This window comes from Phaeodactylibacter sp., from assembly GCF_022763345.1.
Classification (GTDB): Bacteria; Bacteroidota; Bacteroidia; order Chitinophagales; family Saprospiraceae; genus Phaeodactylibacter.
The window spans coordinates 79,530-104,391 of sequence record NZ_JALEGS010000104.1 but is presented as its reverse complement, the minus strand read 5'-3'; the positions used below and the strand labels follow the sequence as shown (position 1 = coordinate 104,391).

Sequence of the window (24,862 nt, the reverse complement as noted above, 5' to 3'; positions counted from 1 at the left end):
TATCGTAAATAGCAGAAGAGTGATAATCTTCATTCTGGAAATTTATTTCATATTAGCCATAAATTTGTTCTTCCTTTTTATTTTGCCTTAGATTCCTTAAAAGCATATACAATGACTTTGACACACAGCGAAAAGGGACAATGAATTGAGGACAAACGCTTAAAAAAGAATTTCCGCCTTCGCAGAGGCTATGACGAGCGGAGAGTGGTTGGATATCTCGTACCGTTTCCAGCCTATGCAGCGCTTTTCCTGTTCGCTAAAGTAGGGCGTGTCGTTCAGTTGGCATCAAAAAGTCTGGCAAAGAAAACCGAAGGTGCCGTATATTTACTCACAAAATACGCCAACACATGCAAAAACACACCCCCGCCTCTTTCCAGCGGCAAACACGACCGCTCCTCACCGCTCTGCTGTTCTTAGGCCTCGCTTTTCAGGGCTTCGCTCAGGACCCGGACAACACTCAGTATGGCATCAAAGCCGGCATCAACTTTGCCGAACTCATTGGCGATGATGCGATCCCCGAAAGCGACCGGAAAGAAGGCTATTCCATAGGGGGCTATGTGAATTTCAAACTTTCCAAATCTTTGAAATTGCAGCCGGAAGTCATTTGGTCTTTGCAGGGAGAAGAGTCCAAAAGCAATGGCCGTTTTAAATTGTCGTACATCAACATTCCGGTGATGCTGAAATGGGTGGAGGGGGACTTTTACAGTGAACTCGGCCCGCAACTGGGCATCATAACCATATCTTCAACGGAGTCTGTACCGGAATCGCTGGCCCTGGATAATTTCGAGACCTTTGAATTGGCAGTCAATGCGGGGATAGGATACGAGGTTTTTGAAGACTGGACGATCGGCCTTCGGTATTCACAGGCTGTAACAAACCTTATCGAAGGCTTAGATATCAAGGGAAGCGTTTTCTACGTCGGGATTGCTTACCGGATCTTTTAGGCAGAGGGGGGCAAAAAGGGGCAGGTCAGGCGCAAGCCCAAAGACGAAAGGCTGAACAACCCGGAAGTTGCTCAGCCTTTGGCGGATACCGTACATCGCACCATTTACAGGTGGTGTACCCTTACGGTGGCTCGGGTTGGGCAGTTAAAACCGTCGTTTCCGTCCACGCGCTGTTGCCGTTTTTTTGTTTCATGTTCATGGAATTTTACCTTTAAAAAATTTGTAAAATGGGATTAATACGTACTAAAGGTAATAATTTCCGGCAACGTTTTATAGTCGATTAACAACCTGCATTCCCTTTATTGCAAAGTTGTCGCTCAAATGGCACTTCTGCCACTACAAAGAAAAGAAAAATGGTGCCCGCGCCCGGCCCCAATCTAGATTCCGGGCCGCTTTAATTCGTCACAGTACCCCACGTCTTAGGAAGCGGTCAGGCTACCAGTCGAGCTGAAAGGTCAGGACAGGCACAATGCTCCCCAGCGTGCCAAATACCCAGTCTCCGAGTATGGGGTCAAAGTTGTAATTGAGCACATCCTGGTTTTGACGGGAGATGAAATTCTGCACATCAAGCGAAATGTACCAGGCATTCTTCTCATTATCGTGGCGGTAGGCGAAGCGCAGGTCCGGGCGGAAGAAGTTGTCTACCCGTATGCTGTAGGGATTGGCTTCGTCCAGTATTGGGTTCAGGGGGTCGTTGGGGTCGCGCACCGGGCTCAGCACGGGTGAAATGCGCTGACCGCCGTTGTACATCAGCCGCAAACTGCCCTGTATGGTACCCCGCTGCCCCGTAGGCCATTCTCTACCGCCCATAAAGCTGGTGGCAAAGGTGTTGTCGAAGCGGGTGCTGTAGGTTTCTCCGTTGAGTGCCTCGTAGGTGGAACTGAAAAGCGAACCCGACAATATATAAAAGGTGCGGTTGCTGAAAAACTGCTCAAAGGTCACATCTAGACCGTAGTTAGTGCCCGTGCCTTCGCTCACGAGGTTGCGGGTGGCAAAACCGTCAATGTGATTAAGCAGGGAGAAGGTGCTGTTGACATCTGCCGCCACCGGCACATCAAACAGGCGTTGGTAGTAGGCTTCCACCCGCAGCCGTTTATTGGTCCCGACCAATTGATCGTACCCCAGTACAAAATGGTGCGATTTCACCAGGTCCAGGTCCAAATTGGGCTGTTCTCCGTTCACTTGCGTAAAGTAGGACGCCATGGGGACAATCCGGCTGTGCAGCCCGTAAGCCAGGCTGAGGGTAGCGCCCGGCCCGGCCTGATACTGCACCCCTAACCGTGGCTCAGCACTCCAGGTGTCATTCAGGGTGAAAAACATGGCGTGAAGCCCGGCATTGACCGTCCACCGGGGATGCAACTGCCAGCGCACGTACCCATAAGGCTGTAGCAGCAGGGTACTGCCTTCCTCGTCCACGTAAGTGGTGAAGGCATCATCCACCAGATAACGGAAATCGTAATCGTAGCCCATCCGGGTCGCAATGGCGCCGAGCCGCATGGTGGCGCTGGAAGAGAGCTTGCGGTTGTAATAGGAGGTCAGTGTCAGGCGATTGTTGTAGTACAGCTCATCATTGATCAGGCTGGGCACCTCATTTTGGTCGAGGGTGTCATTCTGGTAAAGGATGCGCTGCCCCTGTACCGCCAGGCTGGTCTTCAGATAGGATTTGTCATCAATCAGATAGCTGTGGGAAAAACCGACAATCCCCATATCCGTATCAAAGTCGCGGGTGAGGTAGTCGGTGTAAATCTGCCATTCTTCCGGACCACCATCTGCCGGGTCGCGGCGCTCATCGCTCAGCCCGCCCATGCCCCAGAAAGAATACAGGTGTTTCCCGTTTTTGCTCCGGTGGTCTGTCTTGAAGGAAAAGTCCTGAAAGGTATTGCTGTCCCGCAGGCTCACCAGCCGGATGCCCAGCGCATTGAGGATGCCAAGGGTGGAGTACCGGTAGTTGAACAAGTAGGAACTCCTCCCCTTTTTGATGGGCCCTTCTGTCGAAAATTCCAGCCCCAGCATGCCGGCACGGATGGAATATTCCTGCTGTTCCTTGTTACCCGAACGGAATTGAATGTCGAACACCCCGGAAAAGGCATTGCCATACATGGCTGGGAAAGCGCCGGTGGAGAAATCCGAATTGCTTAGCACGCTTACGCTGAAAATCGAGATCCCGCCACCGGAGGCGCCGCGCCGCGCAAAGTGGTTCGGGTTGGGCACGTCAATGCCTTCCACCCGCCACAGCAAGCCGAAGCCCGGATTCCCACGGATGATAAGGTCGTTGCGGGCATCGCGGCTGCCCTGCACGCCGGAGAAGCCCAGGGCCATACGCATGGGGTCGTTGGCACTCGCGGCGTACCGCTGTGTCTCTTCCACGGAGAAGGAGCGGGTACTGACGATGGAAAGCTCATTAAGGGGTTCGTTGCCGTGGCTGCGGGCGGTCACGACCACCTCTTCTGCCATGACCGCCGACTCTGACAGGGCAATCTCCAGCACCAGTTCGCGGGCAGAATTGAGAATCGCATCCTCGACGATGTAGGGCTCGTAACCCAGGTAGGTTGCTTCAATTCGGTGCCGGCCGGTAGGCACATTGGCCAACAGAAAATTACCATCCATATCCGTAACGGTGCCCATAGCCGGCTCAACATCTGTAACCTGTACCGCAGCGCCAATCAATGGCTGCCGGGTGTCTTTGTCGACAATGGCCCCGCGGATGGTCTGTGTAGTGGTCTGGGCAGAAAGAGAACCGAATAGCGCTAGAAAAAACCCAAGGTAAAGGAGTCGTTTCATAGTTCTTCGTTTTGATTTAACTGGGTAAGTTGATAGGGTTTCTTTATTGATCCAATGACAATACTCAGGTATCAGGCCACAAAAAAGGACACGGCTGGCATTGTCCACGATTAACCACCACTAAGGTAGCACTTTGAGTATACATTTTTGAGCCAAACGTTTCAGGAAAACTATAAATGAGTAAAGGTTAAATCTAAATAAAACCAAGACATTTCATTTGAACAAAAACTTGTTTTTATCAAAAAGAGGACATAAATTTGCTTTAGCATCAAATGATGGACAAATGAAGAAGCAATCGACCAACCGGCAATATAATTTTCCCGATGCGGATTTGTACCTGCAGTGCCTGGAGCGCATCAAATATGCCAACCGGGACCGGGAGCAGTTCGAGCAATACGGCTACACGCTGCAGCGGCTAAAGCAATTCAAAGCCATGTGCGATAAATTCGGGGATTTGCCCGATGATGAGGAATTACTGGGCGATCAGATGGTCACTACCGAGAAGAAATATACGGCTGCGGAAAACCTCAAGTCGGCCATTCGTAGCCTGATGACGCGGGTAGCGATCAAGTACAGCAACCGGAGCGGGCGTTACCGCAAATTTGGTACAGCCAAAATGGGCGATATGACCGATGCGCAGCTGATCTTCTGCGGCCGGCGTGTGGTACGCGTAGCCCGGCAACAGCTGGACTTCCTGGCAGAAACCGGTGTGAATGAGAACGTCATCCGCCGCGTGGCAGAGGCGACCCGTCAGTTTGAGAAGTCGGTCAATATTCAGCAGGACAAAGTAGCCGACCGGGACATTTCCGTGGAGCGCCGGGTGGAAAAGGGCAACAAGCTGTATGAAGAGCTGATTACCCTTTGCAATATCGGCAAGGACATCTGGGCAGAAAAGGACCCGGTGCGGTACGAGAACTACTGCATTTACGAAAGCAACAACGAGCAGAAAAAAGCCCGCAAGGCGAAGCAGGAAAATGCTTAAAGCCCAAACAGGCTTTTAGACACTCCGCTCAATCGGCCGTTCAGGATCGGTAATCCAGTCGCTCCAGGACCCCGGATACAGCTTTGCATCTCCAAAGCCCGCATGATGGTGGGCCAGCAGGTTGCGGCAGGCTGTAACGCCGGAGCCACAGTAAAATACCATCTCATCAGCCACATCATTGCCTACGAGGGTCTGAAAGCGTTCCTCCAGTTCATCAGGCGTGAGCCACATCCCCTCTGAGTCTACTAAATCCGTATGAGGGAAGTTGGTAGCGCCCGGGATGTGCCCGGCCACAGGGTCAATCGGCTCGTCTTCGCCCCGGTAGCGCTCAGGCATTCTGGAATCCACCAGGAGGAAGTTCTCAGCGCCCAGTCTCCGCTGCACGTGGTCAGCATCTACTACCCAGTTCTCCCTCACGCGGGGCTTAAACACCCGTGGTCCAGCACCCACAATAGCCGTTTCCACCGGATAGTCCTTTGCTTCCCAGGCCCGCCATCCGCCATCGAGCACGGCCACGCGATCGTGCCCCAGGTACCGGAGCATCCACCACAGCCTTGCGGCAATAGCACCAGAGCGGTCATCGTACAATACGACCTGAATGCCATCGCTGATGCCCCAGCTGGAAAAGCGCTGCGTCATTTTTACGATTGAAGGCAGGGGGTGACGCCCCGTTTTTCCAGGTACAACCTTGCCAGACAAGTCCCTGTCGAGGTGTGCATAACTCGCACCGGGGATGTGGCTCTTTTTGTAAGCCTCCTCCCCGGCATCCGGATGGCCAAGGCTGTAACGGCAGTCAATAATTACCCAGGTTTGGCGGCCCAGCTTTTCGTGTAATTCTTGTGGACTAATGATGGTGCGGAACATGATTTTCAGGTTTTCTGATGGCGAATATAATCCTTAGAACCCGGTTTGTGAACCCTATTGAATTATTTTAAATTTCTATTGCCCCGTGTAGATTTTTTCTGCATCGTTATGTTGAATCCCTGAAAAAACAAATTCTGGAATATGCACCATTTTGAAGCACCTGACTTCATCAACGGCTGAATAGGTAAAAACCGCAGATTTGGACCAATTAACCCCCGGTCCTGTCTGCCAGATGACCGGCTGAAATTCACTTTTGTTCTTAATTTTTCCTTAATCCACCACCCTTTGCTCAATTTGGTCCTGCCTAAACCGTTACTTTTGCAGATGACCGAAAAAATTGAAATACCTATGCTACGGACCGCGATTCTTTTCAGTTTGTGCTGCTTTGTTTTTTTTGTTTCCGCCCAGAAGGGAGAACGATATACGGCTGACTTTATCTTCGAGCGGGGTATCTACCCTACCCTTGCGGACTGGAAAGCCCAAACCCCGGTAAAACCGGAGGAAATCATCGTGGACATCGACCCGCAAAACCGAAAATTCTTCCAGTATCTCTTTGCTAAGGACCAGTTCCGCTACCCCCGGAATAATGAAATCATTTACCTTAAACCGGAGGACATTTTTGGCTACAGCCCCGATGGGCAGTCTATGTACTACAGTACCAATTACCGCTTTGACATTATCGGCGCCATTTGCCTGCTACAGGAAGTCGATCAGGTGGACCGCTATTCCTCTTTTATCAATCCCGGTGACGAGTACAAGGCCGCCCGAAAGGAAGGGACCGGCAAGCTCTATGTGCTGGATTTTGAAAGTGGTGAATTTTTCCGCTGCCGCCCCGGCAAGGTAGAAAAAATCTTCAAAAGGGACGCAGAGCTTTATCAGAACTACAAGTCGGCTAAAGGGAACCGCAAAGAAAAAATCAAAGCCTTTATTAAAGAATATAACTTCCGCCACCCCATACACTTCAAGAGGTAAAGCCTCCTCCCCTTCCATAATAGGATACGCTGACCTTAAGTTTGGCCCGGCTGGGAGCAAACATCTGCCATTGGTTTCCTTTTTATAAGTAAACCAAATGAAAATGAAAAACTCCCAAAATTCTACTATTGAGCGGCTACGGGCTGCCGGACTATTCACCAAAGGTGTGGTATATGGCCTGGTCGGCATCCTAACCGCTATGTTTGCTATTGGTATGGGCGGAGACATCAAAGGGGTCTCTGGCATTGCCGATTTTTTCCGCAAACAACCCGGTGGATTCGTACTGCTCGCCCTGACAGCGCTTGGCCTGACCGCCTATGCCCTTTGGAGGCTCTATGAAACCTTCTCTAATTCAGACGCGATCTTTCAGGAAGATGAAAAGAAGACCGGCAAACGGCTTCGGTACTTCTATTCCGCAGCCGTATACGGTTTACTGGCCTACACCTTTGCCAAGCCCCTGTTCGGCGGTGGTTCAGGGTCAGGCGGGGACTCCAAACAGGATGCGCTGGGCATGCTGCTTCAGCAATCCTGGGGTGTTTATGTAATTGGAGCAATCGCACTCATCGTCATTGGTCAGGCGATCTATCAATTCTACCGGGCCTACAGCGGGAAATTTATGAAAAAGCTGGATGAGCATCCCGGGCAACATTACAAGAATATCAAAAGAGCAGGCAAAATCGGGTATACCTCCCGGGGCGTGGTTTTTGCGCTTATTGCCTTTTTCCTGTACAGAGTAATCAACATGCATTCTGCCGAGGCCTTTGAAGGCACGAAAGGAGCAATGCAATACCTGCTGAAATTCGAATACGGCCATATTCTGCTGGCAGCGGTGGCCATCGGGCTGATTGGTTATGGCGTCTTTAATATGATGGTTGCCCGTTACACCAAATACGCAACATTAGGATAAAAAGCAAACTCATGAATATCACCAAAGAAGATATCAAGCACCTTGGCGTTTCAGCCGCAGCACTTGCTGCCGGATTTATAGTCAAGAAAACGATGGAAAAAGGCTACCAGAAAGTCTACCGAAAAGACCCACCCGATAAAATTGAAGCAGAGGAACCCGCCTGGCTGGAATTGATCTCGTGGACGATAGTAACAGGTATTGTAACCTCAGCCGTCAAAAATGCAATTCGGAGAAAAGGGATCAAAACGGAGCAAAACCACCTGTAAAGCTTAACAAGGCGATACGCCACTACTTGGGTTGTCGGAAAAGTGTCCGACAACCCAACTTTTTTCGGTACGGCCCTGAAACTGCACCAAATATCCTCCCGGCGACATCCACTTCTCAACACCCGGGCGGATTTTGCGTTTCCTTTCTACCACAAATAATAACAGGTAAACCATGACACGACTATCCTACTGTACGACGTTGGCTGCAATGCTTCTACTCACGGCATGCGGGCAGGCGCAATCCACAGAAAACCAGACCACTTCCACAACTTCTACCGAAGCAGATGGCCCGTTGATCGGGTTGAACGGCGACACCCTCGACGCGGTGCAAAAAACTGAATCAGAATGGGAGTCCGCTCTCAGCAAAGAAGCCTTTCATGTATTGCGGGAAGAAGGGACAGAGTATGCCTTCACAGGAAAATACTGGGATAATAAGGAAAAAGGCATTTACCTCTGCGCCGGCTGCGGGCTGCCCTTGTTTTCTTCCGAAACAAAATTCAAGTCCGGCACAGGATGGCCGAGTTTCTGGGAGCCGGTAGCGGAATCCAACGTCAACCTTGTGGAGGACCGCAAGCTGGGTATGACCCGAATAGAAGTAGAATGTGCCCGCTGTGGCGGGCATCAGGGCCATGTATTTGAGGACGGCCCCAAACCTACCGGGCTGCGTTACTGTATCAATTCCGTATCACTGGAATTTAAGCCGGGAGCGAAATTCAAAGCTAAACCATAAGTTAAAGGCAGGGAAGTAGCAGATCAGCGCTTCCCATTATCTTTGTCCCGCCCCCGTTTCTTCTGGTTGCGCCGGATGCGGGGGTGGTTCCATTCCTCCTTTTGAGCAAATTCCACAATTTGCCGCATGAAAGCCATCATCCCCAAAAAGACCAGGTAGCCTACCGTGAGTACCAGATAAATCCATCGGTAAGACCCTGCCTCATCGATAGACATGGAGGAAGAAAAGTAGGCCACTACGCCGGAAAGCACAGCTAGCCCCAGGTAGCTGTAAATACTGCGCCCCCAGTATTTGAGCATATTCTCAGAAGCCAGGGAAAACACACTGTTGCCCATAGCGAACAGCAACATAAACGACGCAGCGGTCATCCACGGGAAACGCTGAGGAATGTCCATCAGCCCTGTTAAATTGATTAACTTTGCAGACAGTACGAAAAGTATGACGGCCCCAAAGGTTATAGCGGCTTGAATTACAGGGTCATAGGCCCGGTCAAATACGGAGGTCTTCTGGTCGGTGGTGTTCATCAAAAGTCACTTGGAGGTCCAGGCACAGCGGCTGACCATTACCCTCAACAGGTACGGTTGGACAGTGACCGGAAACCTCCTAAAAAGGAGCTACCGGATGCCTGCGCCTTGCTGCACGACAAAAAAAGTACAACAAAGCTAATTCTAAATGGTAAAATTTCTACCGCCCTTTTTAGCGGCATTGTGCTTATTTGGAATCTTTCCAAATAAGCTTTCCAGTCAACCTGCTTTCGCCATTCACGAAGTGCAGGGCACTGGTAACGAAAGCCCGCTGCTTGGGCAGCTGATCACCCTGCAGGGTAACATCGTCACCGCAAGAGGGGACAATTTTTTTGTCATTCAGTCGCCCGGGGTCGATTATGATAACAATGACCTTACATCCGAAGCAGTCGTTATTGCAGGAACCTATTTCGGCAGTCCGGGCGACGTGGTGGAAATAACCGGCACCGTCCACGAAGAAGACGGGCTCACCATCATCGCCAACCCAGGGCTAAGCGTTACCAACACCGGTGAAGACTTACCACTTCCTCCACCAGTTGTATTGACCGAAAATCTTCCATCACCAACCTACTCAACAGTGCATAGCCTGGAGCGTGTGGAAGGCATGCGCGTCAGTTTTGAGGCGATCGCTAATGGCCCCAGTTCAAGCTTTGAGGACGTCCCTCTGCGCATAGGGGAATCACGGGTGTTCCGGGAACCGGGCATCGAAGCCCCAGGCCTCCCGGGCCTTCCAGTGTGGGATGGCAACCCTGAGCTCTTTTGGTTGGACCCCAACGGGCTCAATGCTCCAAATCAGCGTTTTTTCAGCACCGGCAGCCTGATTAGTGCCACAGGGGTCATGATTGAGGCAGCGCCGCGGTTCTGGAGAGTACTTGCGGAATCCTACACCTTTACTCCAGGACCGGAGGCGGCGGCAGTGCGGCCCAAAGCTGCCAACGAGTTTACAGTTGGCGCTCTCAACGCGCTTTTCCTGTTGGAAGAAGAAGAAAACATTGAGGTGAAATACCAAAAAATTGCCCGCTACATAGACGAACAAATGGGGCTGCCGGATATCCTGGCTATGCAGGAAGTCGGGTCCTTCACCGAACTTAACAACCTGGCTTTTTACCTGGAACAGCAGAACCCGCAGGCGCAGTATGATGCCTACCTGCTGCCCACCAATCTAGACCTGAAGCTGGGGTACCTGGTCCGGGAGCATTTCACGAATCTTCAGATTAGCCAGTTGGGGGCTGAAGAAATCTTTACCTTTAGTGGTGGCCTCCTGCACGATCGGCCTCCATTGCTTCTGCAAGTAGAGCTGCCAACGGACCCACCGATGACTTTACAGGTATTGAATCTCCACCTGCGCTCCCTCATCGGGATAGAGGGCAGCACAGCCGGCTTTGTGCGCAATAAGCGCCATCAGCAAGCAATCTCCATTGCCAATATGATTCAGGATTTACAAACTGCCGGAAATCTCGTGGTGCTCGGAGACTTCAACGCCTTCCAGTTTACGGATGGTTATGTGGATGTCTTCAATCAAATCGCGGGCCTGCCCAGCCTGGGTGCCCAGTTCCCACCCCTAAACATAGTGGCCCCACCTCTCTCAGACCAGCTTCAAAGCCTTCCTGCATCAGAGCGGTATTCCTATGTTTTTGAGGGTAGTGCTCAAGCCCTTGACCATTGCCTGACCAGCAGTTTCAACGGGCTCACCATCAATGGCATGCAGTACGCTCGTGGGAATGCAGACTTCCCGGAAGCCTATGAACTATCTTTAGAGAATCCACTCAGCGCTTCCGACCACGATGGGCTGGTCCTTTTTCTGGAATCGGAGTTTCCCATTGCCTCCCAGATTGCCACACGCCAAACAGATATCCAGGTCCTGACGGCCAATCCGGCACATCCCGGCGCCCCTTTTTTGATTAAAAGCGGTACTATCCTGGAAGACATTAGCCTGTTTAACCTAACCGGCCAACTGATTACCAACTGGCAGCCTGAAGGCAACCAATATCAAGGCACCTGGCCTGATCTAACTTCCGGTCTGTACCTCTTAAAAGTACAAAGCCAGGCGGGGATAAAGACGTTTCAGCAAATAGTAACGAAGTAAAAAAACAGGGCTGCGCCCACTTAAGGTCACAGCCCTGTTTTACGCTGTTGCTGTAAGATTAGAAATTAAACTGCACCCCAAGGGCTGGCAATATAGGCAACTGATTGACGCGGCTGTTGGTCACGCGGTCTACGTAAAAGATATTTTCCCGGTTGTAGACATTCGTAATACTCAGGTTGATATCCATTGAGGTGTGCTTACCAAACTCGATGGTGCGCTTCACAGAAGCATCAAGGCGATGGTAGTAAGGCAAACGGCCTCCATTGATTTCATCACTCAAAATGGTGCCGAGATCAAAGTTGCCCGTCAGGATATTCGTGAAGAGCAGATTGGTAAAGTCATTCTGCTCGTAGAAACCCTGTGTCTGCGTGAAAGGGAAACCGGAACCCATGTTCCAGCGCAGGCTTGCCTCCCAAAGCTTGTCTTTTCCAAAAGTATACACGCCAAGCAGGTTGATGTTATGGCGGCGGTCAAAGATGGTAGGGTACACCTGATTGCCGTCGTCCCGGGTAACACGACCCAGTGAGTAAGTCGCCCAAAGGTATCCATTTTGTGCCTGGTAGCGTGCAGACAGATCAATACCATAGGCTTCACCGGTTTCTGTGATGAAGTCCGGATCAAAATCAGACAACTTGTTCCGGTTGATATTGATGAGCTGGGTGAACCGCTTCAGGTAAGGCTCCACATTGATCGTGAGCTGATCGCCTACGTCCACCTCTACCCCACCGATTGCATGAATAGCCTTTTGAAGGGGCTGATCTACCGGTTCGTTAGAGGCTGGCTTGAAAAGCGTTTCCTCCGGACCAGCCAGGAAGCCGATAAAGAAGTTGACCACATCCAGGTCATTGACCGTACTGATCACGTTTTGGGAGTATACCCCTGCTCCAAACTTGATGCGCAGGAAGTCCGTAATGTTATATTTAAGCCCGAAGCGAGGCTCTATAGACATCTCAGACTGTGAAGCGTAGTAGTGGAGGCGCAAGCCTGGCTCAATGATCAGGTCGCCAAGGCGTTGTTTATACTTGAAATAACCTGCTACTTCCGTTGTGAAACTCCGCTGCTGTATAGTAGAGCCGATGAAATTGCGGAAGGTAAAATCCGTATTGAACCCGGTAAAGTCAAAACCGTAGTCAAAGCGGTTTTTATTGCCGAAGTAGGTGAAATTCAGCAAGGCATTGAAGCTACTCACCCCACTCTGCCGAGGGTTGCCGTCAGCTTCTTCCAGAGAAATATCGTAGTCTGTTACAGCGACCGTGCCATTGAGGATGACATTGGAGTTGGGCGGAATAAGCGTGAAGTTAGCACCACCGCCAACGTTCGTCCAGTCGAGTTTGGCCAGTCCCACAAAGTCGAATCGGTCAGTAAAATTAAAGCCAAAAACATTGAGTTTACTACCGTTGTCTCCAACAAAGGATATTTTTCCGTACAAATCGGTAAACGTGTAAGGCAGGCCGATTTCTCCAATATCCGCCAAAGAAGTATCCTGGGAGGCAAAGGAGAAAAACGTAGTATCTACTGCGTAGTCATAAAAGATTTTTGAGGACTGGTCCAGGTAGGAATGTTTTCCAGTCAGTATGAAGGAGGTACTTCCACCACCATCATCTCCCAATTTCTTGATGGGGCCCTCAATAAGCGCCTTGGTTAGGAAAGGGCTGCCAGACACCAGTCCGCTCATGCGTTTTTTATTTCCTTCCCTGGTTTTGATATCTACTACTGCCGAAATACGCCCCCCGTGCTCCGCATTAAAGCCCCCGGTAAGGACATCCACGCTCCGTACGGCTTCCGTTTCGAAAACAGAGAATAAGCCAATCGAGTGGAAAGGGTTGTAGATGGTCATTCCATCAAGCAGAATCTTATTCTGCACCGGCGAGCCACCGCGTATGTACAACTGCCCTCCCTGATCACCGGAAACGATGATACCCGGCAATACGGGCAGGTATTGCGCAATATCCGCTTCCCCACCGGTAGACGGCAGAGACTGAATCTGCTTTGCGGTTACCCGCAACTCTGAAACTTTGACATCCGAGCGGGCTTGCTCCCGGCTGCTCGATACGTTTACGGTTTCCAGCTCTACCCCACTTGGGGACATGACCATGCTTTCGTAAACGATACCGCCTGCTTTGACTTTGATATCAACCGCAAGGCTGTCGTAGCCGAGATAGGTTACCACCAACTTATATTCGCCAGCTGGAACATTAGAAATGGCAAAGAAGCCATCAAGGTCTGTATTGGCGCCAAGGTCCGTGCCTTGCAGCAAGACGTTCGCATAGATAATCGGTTCTCCGGATTCTTCGTCGTAAATATTGCCTCTTACGATACCCCCATTCTGTTGTGCAGAGAGCGTAAAGCCAAGGAGTACAAAGGGCAAGATCAGTAATTGCTTAAATTTCATGCAGCAGGTTTGTTTTAAAACAAGCACAAAGATAAAGACCTCAACCACTCAAACAAGCCTTTATTTTGTCGTTTTAAACACAAAGTTCTATTGCAAACGCAAACCGACACAGCCACATGATCGCGACTGTGCCGGTAAATAGCACTAAATGGAAAGGCTACAGCTCAAGGACTCCCGTCCCTTCCCGCAGCACAACAGGCTCTGAACCCGTGCAATCGACTACCGTGGAGGGCTGATTATTCCCAATGCCACCATCGATCACCAGGTCAACGAGCTTGCCAAAATCTTCATAAATGTCTATTGGGTCCGTAAAGTACTCCAGTATTTCGTCATCACTTTTGAGCGAAGCGGTGAGGATAGGCCGGTCCAACCCTTCCACCAATGCCTGACAAATGTTGTTGCCGGGGATGCGCACCCCGATAGTCCGCTTGCGGTTCTTGAACATCTTGGGTACCTTATTATTGGAATTCAGCACGAAGGTAAAGGCACCCGGCAGATGCTTCTTCATCAGCCTGAACACTGTATTGTCGATTTGTTGTGCATAATCGGCTACCTGACTGATGTCTTTACATATAAAGGAGAGGCGGGCTTTGACCGGGTCTAGCCCCCTGAGTTTACAAATCCGGTCTACGGCCTTTGAATTGAAAATATCGCAGCCCAGCCCGTAGACCGTGTCTGTAGGGTAAATAATGACACCACCTTCCCGGAGCACGTCAACCGCCTGATCGATTTTGCGGCCTTCCGGGTTGTCAGGATTGATTTTTAATAGCATATGGTTTAATTTTTTGGTTGCTTAATCCGGGCAGAGCTTTTGGAGTGGAACCGGTAAAATAAATACCGCCTCCTGCTGCAACCCGCTCAATTAAAAACGGGAGGCTGCAGCTTGCCAGCTCCAACCTCCCGTTAAGTTAACACAGGGTTAACAAAAGGTCAAATTAATTATCGTATTCATCATCAAAAAGATCATCATCCAGCATATTAGCCAGGATATCCCGGAAGGAAAACGCAGATTCCATTACATCCTTATTGACGATATTAAACTCTGCCAGCCCATGCAGCACCAGTTCCATGAATGGGTAGGCATCGTCTCCTGACACTTTCAGGTGGCTTTCCACGAGCTTCCGCAGCCCGGCTACGCCATCAAGTGCTTTCCGGAAATCCTTCTCACTGCAGTCATTAAGCAGCTCGACTTCGTTACCTCCGGAAAACCAGGCCCGGATGGTGCCATAGGGATCGCTTTCCCGGCCCTTCTTGAGTTTATCGGGGTTCGGGAAATGGGCAAGGAAGGATTTCTTTATGGCTTTGCCGATCAGGTTGATGGCCACACCGTAGGGGCCTTCCTGCTCGCCCTCGTAGACCAGTTCCACCTTTCCGGTAATGGCAGGGACCACGCCCCAAAAGTCGGTAATCCGGGCTTTGGCGGCACTTTCTCCGTTGACCAGCATCCGGCGTTCCACTGTGGAAACGAGGTTTTCGTAGCCTGAGATCGTCAGGCGGGCAGAAACGCCGCTTTTCTCATCTATATATTCGCTGTCACGGGCTTCGAAGGCTACTTGCTCCAGAAGGATTTCAAGTAAATCCGGCACTTCTGTAGCTTCCCGCTGTGCATCCGTAAGCTCGGCCTCCTGCCTGGTAATCTGCCGGGCGATCTCGATTGTCTTGGGATAGTGGGTCAGAATTTGGCTTTCAATACGGTCTTTGAGCGGTGTGATGATACTGCCCCGATTGGTATAGTCCTCAGGGTTTGCCGTAAATACAAACTGAATGTCAAGCGGGAGGCGCAATTTGAAACCCCGGATTTGTATATCGCCTTCCTGCAGAATGTTGAAAAGCGAAACCTGAATACGGGGCTGCAGGTCAGGCAGCTCATTAATCACGAAAATGCTGCGGTGAGAACGGGGCACCAACCCGAAGTGGATGACCCGCTCATCAGAGTAAGACAATTTCAAACTAGCCGCTTTGATGGGATCTACATCACCAATAAGATCTGCTACACTCACATCCGGAGTCGCCAGTTTTTCCACATAGCGCTCCTCACGGTGCACCCATTCAACAGGCGTATCGTCGCCGTGCTCAGCAATAATCGCTTTGGCCTGCCGGGAGATCGGATTTAAGGGGTCGTCGTGCAGATCGCTTCCGCCCACGACAGGCATCCACTCATCCAGCAGATTGACCAGCAGGCGGGCAATCCGCGTTTTCGCTTGTCCGCGCAGCCCAAGCAACAGGATATTATGGCGGGACAAAATAGCCCGTTCAATATCGGGAAGTACGGTATCATCGAACCCCAGGATACCTTCGAATACTTTTTCCTTAGCCTGAAGTTTTTGAATCAGATTTTGCCGCAGCTCTTCTTTGATGGAGCGCGATTGATAACCGCTTTGCTTTAGTTCGCCCAGCGTTTTAATATGGTTCATGTATTCCGGATTTCACGTGAGAAGTGTATGAATGAGTGTAACGCCTGAATGAAAGTATGGTTTAGCAATTTTTTCAACGGCTGGCAAAAGCGATGACAACGGATGCTATTTACAAAAGTTTCTTAATATCTTACCCACTGAACCTATTTTACCAAGAATATGCACAACTGGAAGAAGGGCTTCTGCTGGGTCCTTGCCGGTTTGTTGGCCACCACCCTGCTGACGGCAGTGTACTGGCACCTTCTGGACCGGGACTTTAGCGCATTTATCCTCTTAAGCAATAGCAATATCGAGCAGGCGGCCTTCAACGAAGAGGTTAAGATCTATCCGCATGACGGGTACGATGGCCAATTTTTCTATGCATTGGCACTAAACCCTTTTGAAAGGATTAAAGCTATTTCCAGTCCGCCTTCTGAAAATTCATTTGCCCCATCTTTTGGACCCGGGATTAAAATAGACAATCCGGCCCTGCGCACCAAACGCATTGGCTACCCCTTACTTGCCTGGGCAGCAAACGGATTTGGGCAGGGCCGCTACCTGCCTTTTGCACTGGTGCTCATCAACATTCTTGGTATTGGCCTTGCCATCAGCGCCTGCTTCCTGATGACCAGGCTGTTTAAGGCTCCTTCTTACTATTGCCTGATGCCCCTGGCCTTTATTGGGACATGGATATGCCTTTTCAGAGATCTGTCCGACCACCTTGGTGTCGCTTTTGGATTACTGAGCCTCTACTTTGTACTTAAAAAAAGATTTTGGGCTTTCACCTTAATGGCCACCGCCGCTATGCTCACAAAGGAAACGGTTATTTTCCTATTACTTGGGAGCGCTTTTTCTACAGGGCTGCGCGCCTTTCGGCAAAAACAATACGGGCCCCTCGTGCTTCTGACCTTTCCCTTTGTGGCTTATTTTGGATGGAGCACCTTTTTGGGCTGGAATGCCCCTTCAGATGGCACGCTGCTCAAACACTTTGACTGGCCCTTTGCGGGAATAGCCCGAGGGTATGCCGAAACGCTAACGTTTCCACTCTTCTGGCTAGGGGCATTGGCTCCCATCGTCCTTATCTCACTGGAAGGGCTCCTGGAGCTATGGAAGAGCCGCCTATCCAGCTTATTTCAGCCCATTACGCTCATTTTTCTCTTCAACCTGGTGTTTATGTTGCTGTTGTCCAAAGCCATTTACGAGGACCCCTTCTCCTTTGCCCGTAACCTGCTACCGCTCCAATATGCCGCCTTGCTGCTTTTGATGCAGCAAAAGCAAGGTGTTTCCTGGTTTACAATTGTTATAAGTGCAGGCACAGCGGCCCTGTTTTATTTAGCTTCGATTGCATATCTATAGTCCAACCAATATGGGTTGCCTGAGCGCATTACCACTTCTTCCACCCCCCGCTGGCTCATTGTCTACAGCGGCCCGATATAACTTGCTCAGGTCGTGATTCCTTTGAAATCCGAAAAAATCGACTAATTTGGTCCCAACAACCCGAAGCGCCCTATATGCCATTCACCATTAAAGCCGAAGCCGCCCGATACCAGGCCATTATCCCCCTTCGACGGCTATTTCTGGAAAGCCTGCATGCACAGGTATGCTATGAGGCTTGTCATGATCAGGGCTGGGCAGGTTACTATCACCTCATTATTGAAGAGCAAATCGTAGGCTATGCCGCGTTGAAAGGAATGGAAAAGCTGGAACACCGGGACACCATTTTCGAATATTACCTTCTCCCCGGCTACCGGCAGCACGCAGCTCATTTTTTCAGAAAACTTCTGGAAGAGACCAAAGCACGGTTTGTGGAGTGCCAGACTAATGAACCGATGCTGACAGCAGTAGCCCACGCTTTTGCTGAAACCCTAACAGAAGAACTCTGGCTCCTGACCGATGATCATGTTACGCACCATCACCTGCCCGGTGCCCTCTTTCGAAGGCGGCGGGCTGCCGAACGCGTCCCGTGGCACCAGGAGTCGCCTGGAGATTACCTGCTATTGATGGGCGAAAAAATAGTAGCAGAAGGCGGCTTATTGATGCACTACAATCCTCCCTACGCAGATATCCACATGAGTGTAGCTCCTTCCTTTCAGGGCCGGGGTATTGGCACCTACTTTGTCCAGGAATTGAAAAAAGCCTGCTACCTTTCGGGGCATTTGCCGGTTGCCCGTTGTCAGACAGACAATTCGGCATCCCGGGAAACTTTGCTCAAGGCAGGAATGAAAATTTGCGGTAAAACGCTTTGGGGACCCGTTGGCTGGTAAGCTACTGAGCCGGGTCCATCTGCAACCAGGTTTCCAAATCTATTTTGCGCTGCAGACCATTGTGGTTCATCGGGCGGACCTTGCCAAACACTTTCCGTTCTTTCCATGCCCGGTCGTGCAGCCCAAATACCCACAGCGCGTTGGCATAGCTGTTCGGGTCGTTACCGTCCAGAAAATACTTATTATTGAGGTACAGAAGCGTTTGATGGGCATAATCGGGAGTATTGCACCAGATCAGAATTTGCTTGCCCCAGTACATCCGCATATGATTGTGCAGGTAACCATATTCCTTCATCCGGTTCATGCAGGCATTCCACGCATCGTCATGGGTTGCTCCGGCTTCCAGCTCACTGCGGGTGTAGCGGTGAGGGCGCTGATCTCTTTCGTGCTCATCCAGGGTTTGCTGCGCCCAATCTGGTAGTGCACTCAGCCGGTCATAATGATCTGCATAGTATACAAAATTGCAGGCCAGCTCACGCCGGACCAATAGTTCTTCCCTAAGAGCTGCTGCATTTTCTGAAGGAAGATAGGCTTCTATACGCTTTAAAACATACGCTGGTGCAATCATTCCCATGGAAAGGTACATGCTGAGCTGGGTCACTGCTGGCTGGGTTGGAGACTGCCGCTGATCCTCATAGGCTTCCAGGTCGTTGTGCAGGAAATGGTCAAGCCGGGATTTTGCAGCCGAAAACCCTCCTGTGTAATATTCAGTCACCGGAGCGACCGACTGCTCAAATTCTATTTGTTGCAGCAGGTTTCCAGGCGCGCTTGTATCTTCTCCCTTCAGGGACATATTCAGGCTGGACTTAGGTAGCATACTGGAGGTAGGTTTCTCCAGGTAATCGGTATAGCATTCGGTTATTTTAGGCCGCAGTGTTCGGGCGGCATACTCCTGATGGCTGGAAACTGCTTCAACCGGGACGATTATGTTACCCTCAATTTGTGTAACCGGGCATTGTGCCACATTCAAAGCGCGCTCTAACCAGTCACGGTCCTCATCAAGATAGGGGCAGTCTGTCACTATGGCGAAAGCATCTGCTGTCAGAGCTTCAATGTTTTTCTCAATCGGGGCTACCCGCGTGATGCACTTTATACCCCGGTCGGCCAGGGCTTGTTCTATTTCCGGCAGGCTTTCCAGAAGAAAGGTAAGGTGGCGGGCATTGAGATGAGTCTGTTGGGGTTCCAGACTGACCAGTACAACTACTTTGCTATCTGTTGCTTCAGCTAAACCTACAGCGTATTCCAATGCATAATTCCAGTGCGCACGAAAACTCAGGCTCATCCAGTAAAGGACGTATTGCCCCTGATCGCGGCAGGAGGATTCACCCAGCAGGTGAACCCGGTCAGGGTGAATGTTCTTCATAACTAGCTAATGGTTTCTCAGGGCTTTGATCAATTCTGATTTACTCATACCAGACCGGCCTTCGATGCCGATCTCCCTCGCTTTTTGGTAAAGTTCCTCTTTGGTCCGTTCTTCGTAGGGAGGTGCCTGCCCACCTTTTTCACCGGTGTTGCTGGCATTGGCAATACGAGCGGCTTTTTCCTTGCTGTAGCCTTTATCTCTCAGGGCCTGATACTGTTCTTCGTTCTTAATGGAAGGATTGGGCATCTTTTTCTATGTAAGCGCTAAACCACAACCCATGTTCGAAAGGTAGCACCCCAAGGAAGCTTTAATCATCAATCCCGGATTTTCCCGGCAGCCCGCCGGAAACTGCGCAGGAATTCTCCAAAGGAATCAAACTCTTTCCGGTAGCTCAGGCCCGTGCCTACCTCTAGCCGGCTACCCCCGCCGATATCGGGTTCCAGGCGCTGATAAATGCGGAGCTTAAGCGTGCGGTCCCGGTTGAGAACATACTCGATGACGAGGTCATTGCCTACAAAGGTGCCACTTTGATCCGGTACACGTGCACTGTTGCCTATATCAACATTGCCCCCGACCAAAACGGAAAGCCGGTCATTGAAGAACTCCTGCCGCATCCGTAGCTGAAACTCATCGCCCCGCCGGAAGTCCTGGCTCTCACCAAAATTGGCCTGATACTGATTGTAGGCGATGTCGAAATCAATGCCGGACAGTGCGCTTTGCTCTCCAAAAAACTCAGAAAACAACTCTGTAAGCAGGAGCGACAACTGATTGGACACGAATTCGCTTACCGTATTGTAGAAGATGTCAGCACCCTGTATGGCAATATCTGAAGGCAAAAACTGCCCCACCACAATCAGACCGAACACCTGGCGGTTTAGCTCATTGGGGTCTTGCCTTAGTATACGGAGCTTGCTGTCGGTTAACGTTTTAAGCCCGCCGATCAGCTCTGGGAATTCAATATCGAAGTTGATAATTGGGCGCAGCAAATCTCCCCGAAGCTCCATGGTCAACTCTACCTCCGTTGGCTGGCTGGCGCCCTGCTTTAAGTCATCAGGTGCATCAATGAGGTATTCCTGTATAAAATTGGCGACCGGTGTGGACAAACCAGCATACTCTGCCTCCAGCCGGATTTGGGCCTCAAAAGGGTCGCCGGACCAGGAGATCACCCCGCCCCGGTTGATGTCGAAATCTTTGTTGACAACGTTGTACAGGGTAAAGAGGTACTCGCCTTGTTCGATGGTGTAATCCCCAAACATTTCAAACTCACCGTTCCGGGGGACCAGTATCCGGATATTGCCGCGGCCAGTCCCCTTGATGATATCACCAGCCTGTTCATCAAAGATGATTTCACCCTGTGCTTCCTCAGTGATATTGAGGTCCATCTCCAGGCTGACGCCATTCAGCTCGGTATTGCTTTGTTGATCTAAGGGGACTTCCGCTTCCTGCTTTTTGAAGTTGATAAAGCTCAGCTCGGAAGCATCACTGCCATAACTCACCGGGATGACAAGGCGGGTATCTTTTCCTACCGAGGCGTTGACGTAAATATCTATTTTCCGCAGCGGGCCATTGAAGGTGACTTCCCCATCGCCCAGGGCATGCCCGTAAAAAAGGTCGTTGTCCTCTTTATCTGTGTCGAGCGCCAGGAAACGATCGGTATTGATCTCAGCGTTAATGCCCAGGTCCTTCAGGTAACTGTGGGTGATGCCTCCGGAAATTGTAGCGGTGTTGCCGTACTTATCTTTGACCACAACGTCTGAGGCGTCAAACAGAAAGTCCCTTGCCTCTATCCGGGCATCATCAAAGTAGTAGCGGGTTTGCAGGAAATCTATGGTAGTCGCTCCATCGCGCACTTTGATCTCTCCATCAATATGAGGCTCCCCGGGAAAGCCAAAGATACTTGCACTGGCATCGAAGTACCCCACCGTATTTTTGATGGTGCCCTCCAGCCAGTATTCTCCAATATTTACCGGAAAACTCGTGACATCGAGATCGATATTAAAATACTGGGCTTTTTCTCTGTCCCCCCCTCTCCGGGCCCGGCGGGTATCTTCCGGATTGAAAAAGCCCTCCGCAATGAGTTGCGAGGTGTCTTTGGTAATTGCCAGATAGCCTTCGAACCGGCTTTTAAGGTCAGCTGCATTGGCATCCAGGCGCAGGGCACCCCAGTCGTCGTCATTCACCCGGAAGGTATCTGCCATAACGGTGGCGTTGAGCCCTTCCATTTTAAAGATGTTATCAACTTCAGCTACCATATTGAAAGGGCCGCCGAAATCCAGCTCTTCATACTCCCAAATATCGTCGATAAAAGAAAAGTCGAAGTTGTTCAGCGCCAATTGCAGCCCTTTTTCTCCTTTGGACCGGAGCTGAATAATCCGTTCTTCGTTTTTGAGGCGGAAATGCTCAGTGGCTACGTAGCCTTTTCGGAAGGTGATGTAGTTATCGGGTTCAATTTCCCACAGCTTCTGCAGCAAAACCAGATTAGAACGCTTGAAACGCAGCTGGTAGTTCAGGCTGTCCAGTAGGTAAAGTTCGGCGTTCAAATTGAGGTTATCCAGCATCGACAACCCTTCTACCTGATAGGCCAAACCAATATCCAGGGTATCACGGTCCAGGTCGGCCAATACATGAACCGGGGCAAACCGTCGTTTATCGTTGAGCACCGGCTCTTCCACCCTAAAATTGATGGAGCCTGCCGAGTCCACGAGCCTTGCGAACAAACCGGCATCATTCAATTCAATATTGCCAAACCGGAAGCGGGGTACCCGCAGCTCCACAGTGATGCTGTCTTTTTGATTGTCGAAGTAGCCGTTTAGGGCTACCCCTTCCAGAGGCCCCAGTTTGGGCTCAAATAAGGCCAGGACGCCTTTTGTGTCCACAATATCAAAATCGTAGATAAATTCATTGCCTTTTGGTTGCCGCCCGGGCTTTTTCATGCCCAGCCGCTCAAAGAAACCGTGGTGGTTCCGGTCCAGGTAATCCATAAGAGCAGGGCCGATATCCAGTACGTCGAACTGCCCAAGCAGGTAGCCATTCACCAAATCGGAAGTCACGCTGAACCGTTTTCGCCCACCGGGTTCGAATAGGGAAATGAAGACCACTGAATCCACCTGAATAGTATCCTGATTGCGGTGTAATATTTCTACTCCCTTTATCCGACCCCGGCCTTCCAGTTCGGATAAAGTACTGTTTTGCAGATTAAGGCTGACATCTCCGGAAAAATTGATATCCTTTTGGCTAAGATTGAGCGGCAGTAACGAAAGTTGGTTCACCGATGCAAAAAAGTTAAACCGCGGCACGCTATCCGTCATATCGACCTGCCCGTTGAACGAAAAGTCGATGTGCTCGTCCTGAATCAAAAAATCACCGGAGAACTGGTTCTTTTTCAGGAGCCCTGTCAGATTGGCATTGGTGTAGTTGTAGCCTTTGTAAATGAAGCTTTGCACCTCTGCGCTAAGGTCAGCGGTTGCCGTTTCTGCCGTTAGCCCTTTACCGTTGCGCACACTGGAGGAGAAATTCACAAGCCCGAGGTCCTGATTCTGCGTAAAGCCTCCAAGGTCAAAATCAATTAAAGACAAGCTTCCACTGTAGGAAGCCTCAGCACGGTTGCCGGTCAGGTTACGGACTTTCATGTCCATTTCGGCCCGCCCCAGAGCAGAATTGAGCGTTCCGTAAGCGATATAGTCGGAAAACAGGACATCAAAACGGCCGGTAAAGTACAGCCAGCCCAGCCGGTCGAAGGCTTCTGGAGGCTGAAACTTTGGGAATAGCTGCCGGAGCGCCGTCATGTTGGTCCGCAACTCATCCAATTGGAGATTAATGGTCCGGAAGTCCGGGTAGGTAAGGTCGCGGGTCCGAAGGTTACCCTGAGCCACCAGCCGCCGGTTCTCCAGAGCCAGGTACATATCTTCCGCATCCAGGTCATTGACGGTGCCTTCTATCAGCCCGTCAATGTACAGTTTGCGGTCCCGGTTATCCCAGAAGAAAGCGTTGGACTTAAGCTTGGGCGCAAAAGTCATAATATCTTTCAAAGTAACGGAAGCATTGCTGAGATGGGCTTCCATTTCCACCTCATCCGGGAAAGACTTGAAGGCTTCGTAGGTGTCATACCTGAAAATTAAAGTGTCCCCGATATCACTGTAGGGCGTCTTCAACTGAAGGCCGTAGAGCTCGAGCCCCCTGTTCCAAACCCGGCCGTTGCTTACGGTAAGATCTTCCAGCACAAACCCGCTTAAATCCCGAAGATTAAACTCCTCCACCTGCCCGGAAAAATCCAGGCTATCAGAACAGAAGGAAAACGCATTAATCCCAATATTAATGTCAAAGACATCCATATGCTGGTAATTGAGTTCGTCTACAGGCCCGTCGTTTTCCGGGTCATTACGCCAGTTATGAAGGGAAAACTTACCGTCTTTCAGGACAAACTCCCCTATGGTAGCGAAAAAGGGCAAGGAAGGCTCAGTGGGTGGCGTGTTGCTGCTCATCGTATCCTGTGGCCAAATCACATAGTCATACTCATCAATCCGAAAGTAGGGGCCTTCAAGAATGACTGATTCGGCATGAAGGGTACGGTCAGGGAGGGAAAATTCATCAAATACAGCGGAACCTTCGGCAAGGTAGATATCCATGTCCTGCCCTCTCGCTTTGTCTTCTTTCAGGAAACGGATTTTACTGAGGGTCAGCCCCTGCACATCCAGATAAAAGGGGCGTTTTTCACCTGTAGTGGAGGAGGTATCCGGCGGGAACAGACGGCCAAGCAGTACCTGCATGTTGTTGTAATCATCATCTGCAGCCTTACGGATATTGACGGTAGCACTGTCCAGGGCCAGGTCTTCAATAACCAGCCCCCGGCGCAGGTAAACGAGTGGATTGAGGCTAAAATCAGCGTACAGGTATTTGCTGAAAATGGCGGTATCGCCCGGCGTCAGGTCTTCCACGTAAAAGTCCTCCAATACCAGCTGGTCCAAAAACTTGATATTCAGACGATCGATGGAGACCGTAGTTTTCATGGCGTCGCTAAGCGCGGTGGTTACCCGGTCTGCCAGGTAGTTTTGTACAGCGGGGATTTGAAGGACGCCTGACAGGATCAGGAAAAACAGGATAAGTCCTACGACCAGGCGCCTGGTCCATAGCCATAGCAGGCGCAGCCACGAGCGGGACTGAGGCTGTTTTTCCTGCGGTTGCTTTTGTCCTTGATCTTCCATCTACTACGTTCAACCAAACATCCCGCGAATATATTGATTGAATGCCAGATTTAACGTAGAATTAGCATATTTGGACAGCTTCGGGTAGCCCGGCAAAATAAAAGCCGCAGACAACCATGCGCTTCAGTCTGCTGCGGCGCTTCTTTTTTGGGCCACTTCATTCCGGATAAACGCGGGCTTTGAAATCACCTTT

At 50.6% G+C, this 24,862-nt stretch carries 18 protein-coding genes; 9 read left to right on the top strand and 9 right to left on the bottom strand.

All coding sequences use genetic code 11. The annotated features are described in order from the left end of the window. The first annotated feature begins 347 nt into the window (after positions 1–347). Positions 348–944 carry a porin family protein gene (locus MRY86_RS25490; RefSeq protein ID WP_293566894.1) on the top strand — a complete coding sequence of 199 codons (597 nt, stop codon included), beginning with the start codon at positions 348–350 and terminating at the stop codon, positions 942–944. Positions 945–1,379: 435 nt separating this feature from the next. On the opposite strand, the gene MRY86_RS25485 is transcribed toward MRY86_RS25490, so the two are convergent. Continuing rightward, entirely contained in the window at positions 1,380–3,725 is a 2,346-nt protein-coding gene (locus tag MRY86_RS25485; RefSeq protein WP_293566893.1) for a TonB-dependent receptor, read from the bottom strand. Positions 3,726–4,008: 283 nt separating this feature from the next. On the opposite strand from MRY86_RS25485, the gene MRY86_RS25480 reads away from it, so the two are divergent. Next, complete coding sequence (locus MRY86_RS25480; protein WP_293566892.1) at positions 4,009–4,707, top strand: hypothetical protein; 699 nt, start codon at positions 4,009–4,011, stop codon at positions 4,705–4,707. A gap of 15 nt (positions 4,708–4,722) precedes the next feature. On the opposite strand, the gene MRY86_RS25475 is transcribed toward MRY86_RS25480, so the two are convergent. Continuing rightward, positions 4,723–5,571, bottom strand: coding sequence for a sulfurtransferase (locus MRY86_RS25475; RefSeq protein ID WP_293566891.1), 849 nt, complete (start codon positions 5,569–5,571; stop codon positions 4,723–4,725). Positions 5,572–5,919: 348 nt separating this feature from the next. On the opposite strand from MRY86_RS25475, the gene MRY86_RS25470 reads away from it, so the two are divergent. The 4 genes from MRY86_RS25470 to msrB all read left to right on the top strand — a co-directional run bounded on the left by MRY86_RS25470 (position 5,920) and on the right by msrB (position 8,446). Next, a complete protein-coding gene (locus MRY86_RS25470) occupies positions 5,920–6,543 on the top strand; it encodes a hypothetical protein (protein ID WP_293566890.1) in 624 nt (207 codons plus the stop codon). A gap of 103 nt (positions 6,544–6,646) precedes the next feature. After that, the gene (locus MRY86_RS25465) at positions 6,647–7,450 is read left to right on the top strand and encodes a DUF1206 domain-containing protein (protein WP_293566889.1); all 804 of its coding nucleotides are present in this window, start codon (positions 6,647–6,649) and stop codon (positions 7,448–7,450) included. A gap of 11 nt (positions 7,451–7,461) precedes the next feature. Further along, on the top strand, positions 7,462–7,716 hold the full coding sequence (locus MRY86_RS25460; protein WP_293566888.1) for a DUF4235 domain-containing protein: 255 nt from the start codon (positions 7,462–7,464) through the stop codon (positions 7,714–7,716). 172 nt (positions 7,717–7,888) lie between these two features. Further along, entirely contained in the window at positions 7,889–8,446 is a 558-nt protein-coding gene (msrB, locus tag MRY86_RS25455) for a peptide-methionine (R)-S-oxide reductase MsrB (RefSeq protein ID WP_293566887.1), read from the top strand. A 23-nt stretch (positions 8,447–8,469) separates the two neighbouring features. On the opposite strand, the gene MRY86_RS25450 is transcribed toward msrB, so the two are convergent. Beyond that, complete coding sequence (locus MRY86_RS25450) at positions 8,470–8,970, bottom strand: hypothetical protein (RefSeq protein WP_293566886.1); 501 nt, start codon at positions 8,968–8,970, stop codon at positions 8,470–8,472. Between the two features lie 148 nt (positions 8,971–9,118). Here MRY86_RS25450 and MRY86_RS25445 point away from each other — a divergent pair, with 148 nt between their 5' ends. Beyond that, complete coding sequence (locus tag MRY86_RS25445) at positions 9,119–11,056, top strand: T9SS type A sorting domain-containing protein (RefSeq protein WP_293566885.1); 1,938 nt, start codon at positions 9,119–9,121, stop codon at positions 11,054–11,056. Between the two features lie 58 nt (positions 11,057–11,114). On the opposite strand, the gene MRY86_RS25440 is transcribed toward MRY86_RS25445, so the two are convergent. From MRY86_RS25440 to MRY86_RS25430, 3 genes are all read right to left on the bottom strand, one after another. Next, complete coding sequence (locus tag MRY86_RS25440) at positions 11,115–13,448, bottom strand: TonB-dependent receptor (protein ID WP_293566884.1); 2,334 nt, start codon at positions 13,446–13,448, stop codon at positions 11,115–11,117. A 157-nt stretch (positions 13,449–13,605) separates the two neighbouring features. Continuing rightward, the gene (locus MRY86_RS25435; RefSeq protein WP_293566883.1) at positions 13,606–14,220 is read right to left on the bottom strand and encodes an L-threonylcarbamoyladenylate synthase; all 615 of its coding nucleotides are present in this window, start codon (positions 14,218–14,220) and stop codon (positions 13,606–13,608) included. Between the two features lie 163 nt (positions 14,221–14,383). Further along, positions 14,384–15,862 carry a magnesium chelatase gene (locus MRY86_RS25430; RefSeq protein WP_293566882.1) on the bottom strand — a complete coding sequence of 493 codons (1,479 nt, stop codon included), beginning with the start codon at positions 15,860–15,862 and terminating at the stop codon, positions 14,384–14,386. A gap of 159 nt (positions 15,863–16,021) precedes the next feature. Here MRY86_RS25430 and MRY86_RS25425 point away from each other — a divergent pair, with 159 nt between their 5' ends. Together MRY86_RS25425 and MRY86_RS25420 are read left to right on the top strand one after the other, a co-directional pair. Then, positions 16,022–17,197, top strand: a complete 1,176-nt coding sequence (locus tag MRY86_RS25425) for a hypothetical protein (RefSeq protein WP_293566881.1) — start codon at positions 16,022–16,024, stop codon at positions 17,195–17,197. A gap of 155 nt (positions 17,198–17,352) precedes the next feature. After that, on the top strand, positions 17,353–18,105 hold the full coding sequence (locus tag MRY86_RS25420; RefSeq protein WP_293566880.1) for a GNAT family N-acetyltransferase: 753 nt from the start codon (positions 17,353–17,355) through the stop codon (positions 18,103–18,105). 1 nt (position 18,106) lies between these two features. On the opposite strand, the gene MRY86_RS25415 is transcribed toward MRY86_RS25420, so the two are convergent. The 3 genes from MRY86_RS25415 to MRY86_RS25405 all read right to left on the bottom strand — a co-directional run bounded on the left by MRY86_RS25415 (position 18,107) and on the right by MRY86_RS25405 (position 24,669). Then, positions 18,107–19,468: a deoxyribodipyrimidine photo-lyase gene (locus MRY86_RS25415; protein ID WP_293572042.1), complete on the bottom strand. Its 1,362-nt coding sequence runs from the start codon at positions 19,466–19,468 to the stop codon at positions 18,107–18,109. A 6-nt stretch (positions 19,469–19,474) separates the two neighbouring features. Beyond that, the gene (locus MRY86_RS25410) at positions 19,475–19,714 is read right to left on the bottom strand and encodes a Rho termination factor N-terminal domain-containing protein (protein ID WP_293572040.1); all 240 of its coding nucleotides are present in this window, start codon (positions 19,712–19,714) and stop codon (positions 19,475–19,477) included. 68 nt (positions 19,715–19,782) lie between these two features. Further along, positions 19,783–24,669: a translocation/assembly module TamB domain-containing protein gene (locus tag MRY86_RS25405; RefSeq protein WP_293572038.1), complete on the bottom strand. Its 4,887-nt coding sequence runs from the start codon at positions 24,667–24,669 to the stop codon at positions 19,783–19,785. Positions 24,670–24,862 lie beyond the last annotated feature (193 nt).